The 4,237-nt window shown below is 73.9% G+C and carries 2 protein-coding genes and 1 pseudogene; 2 read left to right on the forward strand and 1 reads right to left on the reverse strand.

The features are described 5' to 3' along the window. Positions 1-345: 345 nt before the first annotated feature. Positions 346-1,836, forward strand: coding sequence for a 30S ribosomal protein S1 (gene rpsA, locus C1I99_RS29830; protein ID WP_111137514.1), 1,491 nt, complete (start codon positions 346-348; stop codon positions 1,834-1,836). Positions 1,837-2,020: 184 nt separating this feature from the next. Beyond that, entirely contained in the window at positions 2,021-3,202 is a 1,182-nt protein-coding gene (gene coaE, locus C1I99_RS29835) for a dephospho-CoA kinase (protein ID WP_199562441.1), read from the forward strand. Between the two features lie 4 nt (positions 3,203-3,206). Here coaE and C1I99_RS32975 read toward each other — a convergent pair. Beyond that, a pseudogene (locus C1I99_RS32975) lies at positions 3,207-4,237 on the reverse strand (hypothetical protein); the annotation flags it as partial.

Genomic DNA, 4,237 nt, shown 5'->3' on the forward strand with positions numbered 1-4,237 from the left:
TCTCGGGGGGAGGCGGAAGGACCTCGCCCGCTACCGCCTCCGGTGGGACGGGTGTGACCCGGGTGACACCGGAGGCGTCCGGCGGTCGAAATCTCCGCTTTCGCAGCTGATGAGGCCGTCAGAGAGGCGGGAGGGCTTGCACGCTGTGGTAATGCAGCGGGTAGGCTAGACGATGCGCTCGCGGATCGTGTGCCTCGGCAGGGAGCAGGTGCGCGGTCGACGGAGCCACATCATGATCCCACTCAGCGATCGTTCGGTGTGCCCGGCGACGGATCCGCTCGCGCGAACAGGTCACCGCGACGTAAGCCTGCAGTGACAACCCATCCGACCGGAGCAACCGCCCACATGACGAGCAGCATCGAGGCCCCCTCGAGCGCCACCAAGGTCACCGTCGACGACCTCGGCTCCGAGGAAGCTTTCCTCGCCGCGATCGACGAGACCATCAAGTACTTCAACGACGGCGACATTGTCGAAGGCACCGTCGTCAAGGTCGATCGGGACGAGGTCCTGCTCGACATCGGCTACAAGACCGAGGGTGTCATCCCCTCTCGGGAGCTGTCGATCAAGCACGACGTGGACCCGGCCGAGGTGGTGTCGGTCGGCGACCACATCGAGGCCCTTGTCCTCCAGAAGGAGGACAAGGAGGGGCGTCTGATCCTCTCGAAGAAGCGCGCTCAGTACGAGCGGGCGTGGGGCACCATCGAGAAGATCAAGGACGAGGACGGCGTCGTCCGCGGCTCGGTCATCGAGGTTGTCAAGGGTGGCCTCATCCTCGACATCGGGCTGCGCGGCTTCCTGCCCGCGTCCCTGGTCGAGATGCGGCGCGTGCGTGACCTGCAGCCGTACGTCGGCCGCGAGCTCGAAGCCAAGATCATCGAGCTGGACAAGAACCGCAACAACGTGGTCCTGTCCCGCCGGGCCTGGCTGGAGCAGACGCAGTCCGAGGTGCGCACCGAGTTCCTCAACAAGCTGCAGAAGGGCCAGGTCCGCAAGGGCGTCGTGTCCTCGATCGTCAACTTCGGCGCGTTCGTCGACCTCGGCGGCGTGGACGGTCTGGTGCACGTCTCCGAGCTGTCCTGGAAGCACATCGACCACCCGTCCGAGGTCGTCGAGGTGGGCCAGGAGGTCGAGGTCGAGGTCCTGGACGTCGACCTGGACCGCGAGCGGGTCTCGCTGTCGCTGAAGGCGACCCAGGAGGACCCGTGGCGTCAGTTCGCCCGCACCCACGCGATCCAGCAGATCGTGCCGGGTAAGGTCACCAAGCTGGTGCCGTTCGGCGCCTTCGTCCGGGTCGACGACGGCATCGAGGGCCTGGTCCACATCTCCGAGCTGGCCGAGCGGCACGTGGAGATCCCGGAGCAGGTCGTCCAGGTCGGCTCCGAGGTCATGGTCAAGGTCATCGACATCGACCTGGAGCGCCGGCGGATCTCGCTGTCGCTCAAGCAGGCCAACGAGGGCTTCGTCGAGGGCGAGGAGCACTTCGACCCGACCCTCTACGGCATGGCGGCGACCTACGACGCCGAGGGCAACTACATCTACCCGGAGGGCTTCGACCCGGAGACGGGCGAGTGGCTCGAGGGCTACGAGAAGCAGCGCGAGACGTGGGAGCAGCAGTACGCCGAGGCCCGTCAGCGCTGGGAGGCCCACACCAAGCAGGTGCAGACCTCTCGGGCCGCCGACGCGGAGGCCGCTGCCAACCCGCCGGCGGCGGCCGCCGCCGGTGGCGCCACCTCGACCACCCCGGCCCCGAGCCGGCAGGCCGAGGAGCCGTCCGGCACCCTGGCCACCGACGAGGCGCTCGCCGCGCTGCGGGAGAAGCTCGCCGGCGGCAAGTGACCCGCTGACGACGACGGGCCCCGTCCCCGTGATCCGGTTCCACCGGGTCGCCGGGGGCGGGGCCCTCGCGTGTCTCGCGCCCGACGTCCGTCCGGCCCGCGCCCGGCTCGCCGGTCTGACCAGGTCGGGGACTGCCAGCGGGTGCCGGTTTGGCACGGGCGGGGTGATCGGGTTGACTGGTGCGGTGCTGATGGTGGGGTTGACCGGGGGGATCGGCTCGGGCAAGAGCGCCGCCGGGGCCCGGCTGGCCGAGCTGGGCGCGGTGGTCATCGACGCCGACCGGATCGCGCGGGAGGTGGTGGCGCCGGGCACCGAAGGGTTGGCCGAGATCGTCGAGGCTTTCTCCGACCGGGTGCTCGACGCCGACGGGGCCCTCGACCGGGCGGCCCTGGGCGCGATGGTCTTTTCTGACGAGGCCGCGCGCCGCCGGCTGGAGGCGATCACCCATCCCCGCGTCCGGGCCCGTACCGCCGAGCTGGCCGCCGCGGCCCCGGCCGACGCGATCGTGGTCAACGACGTGCCGCTGCTGGTCGAGGTGGGGCTCGCGCCCACGTACCACCTGGTGGTCGTGGTGCAGACGGCGGTGCCGATCCGGTTGGCGCGGCTGGCCCGCCACCGGGGCATGGACCGCGCGGAGGCCGAGCGGCGGATCGCCGCGCAGGCCGACGACGCCCGCCGCCGGGCGGCGGCGGACGTGGTGCTGACCAACGACGCCGGCCTGGCCGAGCTGCACACGGAGGTCGACGCGCTGTGGCACGAGCGGCTGCTGCCCTACGCGGCGAACCTGCGCGAGCGGCGGGCCGTCCGGCCGCCCCGCGTCGAGCTGGCCACGGCCGACCCGGCCTGGCCCCAGCAGTACGCGCGGCTGGCCGCGCGGATCCGCCACGCGGTCGCCCCCGCCGACCCGCGGATCGACCACGTCGGCTCGACGGCGGTTCCCGGGCTCGCCGCCAAGGACGTGATCGACATCCAGCTCGCGGTGCCGACCCTCGCCGACGCCGACGGCCCGCTGGCCGAGCGGCTCGCGGCGGCCGGCTTCCCGCGCCTGCCCGGCGAGTGGTGGGACAGTCCGCGGCCGGCCGGTAGCGGCCGGTGGGAGAAGCGGCTGCACGGCAGCGCCGATCCGGCCCGCCCGGTCAACCTGCACATCCGTGCGGTCGACTCCCCGGGCTGGCGGTACGCCCTGCTGCTGCGGGACCACCTGCGAGCCGACCCGGGCCGGCGGGCGGCGTACCTGCTGTTGAGGCGGGAGCTGGCCGCCTCGGCGCCGGAGAGCACCACCTACGCCACCGCCACCGACCCGTGTTTCGACGAGGAGCTCCTGCGGGCCGAGGTGTGGGCGGCGCAGACCGGCTGGCGGCCCTGACCGGTCAGCGGTCGGCTGCCGACCGGGACGGCCGGGCCGGGGCGGCCGGCAGCCGGGGCACCGGGCCGGGTTCGAGGTCGAGCTGCGCCCAGGCGCCCGGTCGGGTCCGCAGCTCCAGCCGGCGGAGCAGCCCGGAGCGGTCGATCCAGTAGCGCAGCGGTCCCCGGGACGTGCGCAGCTTGATCACATCCACCGTCCTCCCGGCGAGGCTGTCCCCGCGCAGCCGCTTGGCGGTGGCCCGCTGGCTGGCCGTACCGCCCGCCCGTAGCGCCGCGTCGATCAGCCGGCCCAGGTCGTCGCCCGGCGGACCGGCCTGCCAGTGCACAACCGGGGGTGGCAGCGGCGGGCGCCCCGGCTCCTCCACGGTGCCCGGCACCGTGCCGGCCGGCACCTGGGCCCGGGCCGCGCCAGCGCTGTCCTGCCGCAGCAGCGTCCGGTGGTCGGGTGCGCGCAGGTCGGCGACGGCCAGGTAGGCCCTCCGCCCGGCCCAGCTCAGCCACCCGGCGCCCCGCAGGTTCGTGGTCGCGTCGAGGGGCGCGGTCAGCGTCACGGTGGCGCCGCCGCGGGCCCGCAGCCGCTCCGGCAGCCGGCCCAGCCGGTCATGTTCGGCGGCGGTGAGGGCGCGGGGCAGTCCGGGCCGACCGCCGAGCGCGTCGACCGGCCGCAGCGTCGGCCGGTTGGTCCGGTTCAGCTGCACGGTGACCGGGCCGACGTGGGGCAGCCGGATCTCCAGCCGGTGCAGCCGGGCATCCCGGTCGACCCAGTAACGCGGGCGCTCCGCCGCCAGCGGCGAGGGGGAGGCGTCCGGCGGGCTGCTGCCGGGCGGTGCTGCGGTGCCGGGTGGTGCCGCCTCGATGATGTCCACCGGTTCCGCCCCGACAGTGTCGCGGCCCACCCAGCGGGCGTCCGCCGCGGCGGCGGGTTCGGCACGGTCGGCGGCCAGCCCGAAGAGCAGGTCGAGCAGCGCGGCGAGCCCGCGCCCGTCGGGCAGGTCGTGCAGCCGCCAGCGGTCCGCCGGGGGCATCAGTGGGGGCG

It is taken from the genome of Micromonospora deserti (assembly GCF_003236335.1).
In the GTDB taxonomy this organism is placed as follows: Bacteria; Actinomycetota; Actinomycetes; order Mycobacteriales; family Micromonosporaceae; genus Micromonospora; species Micromonospora deserti.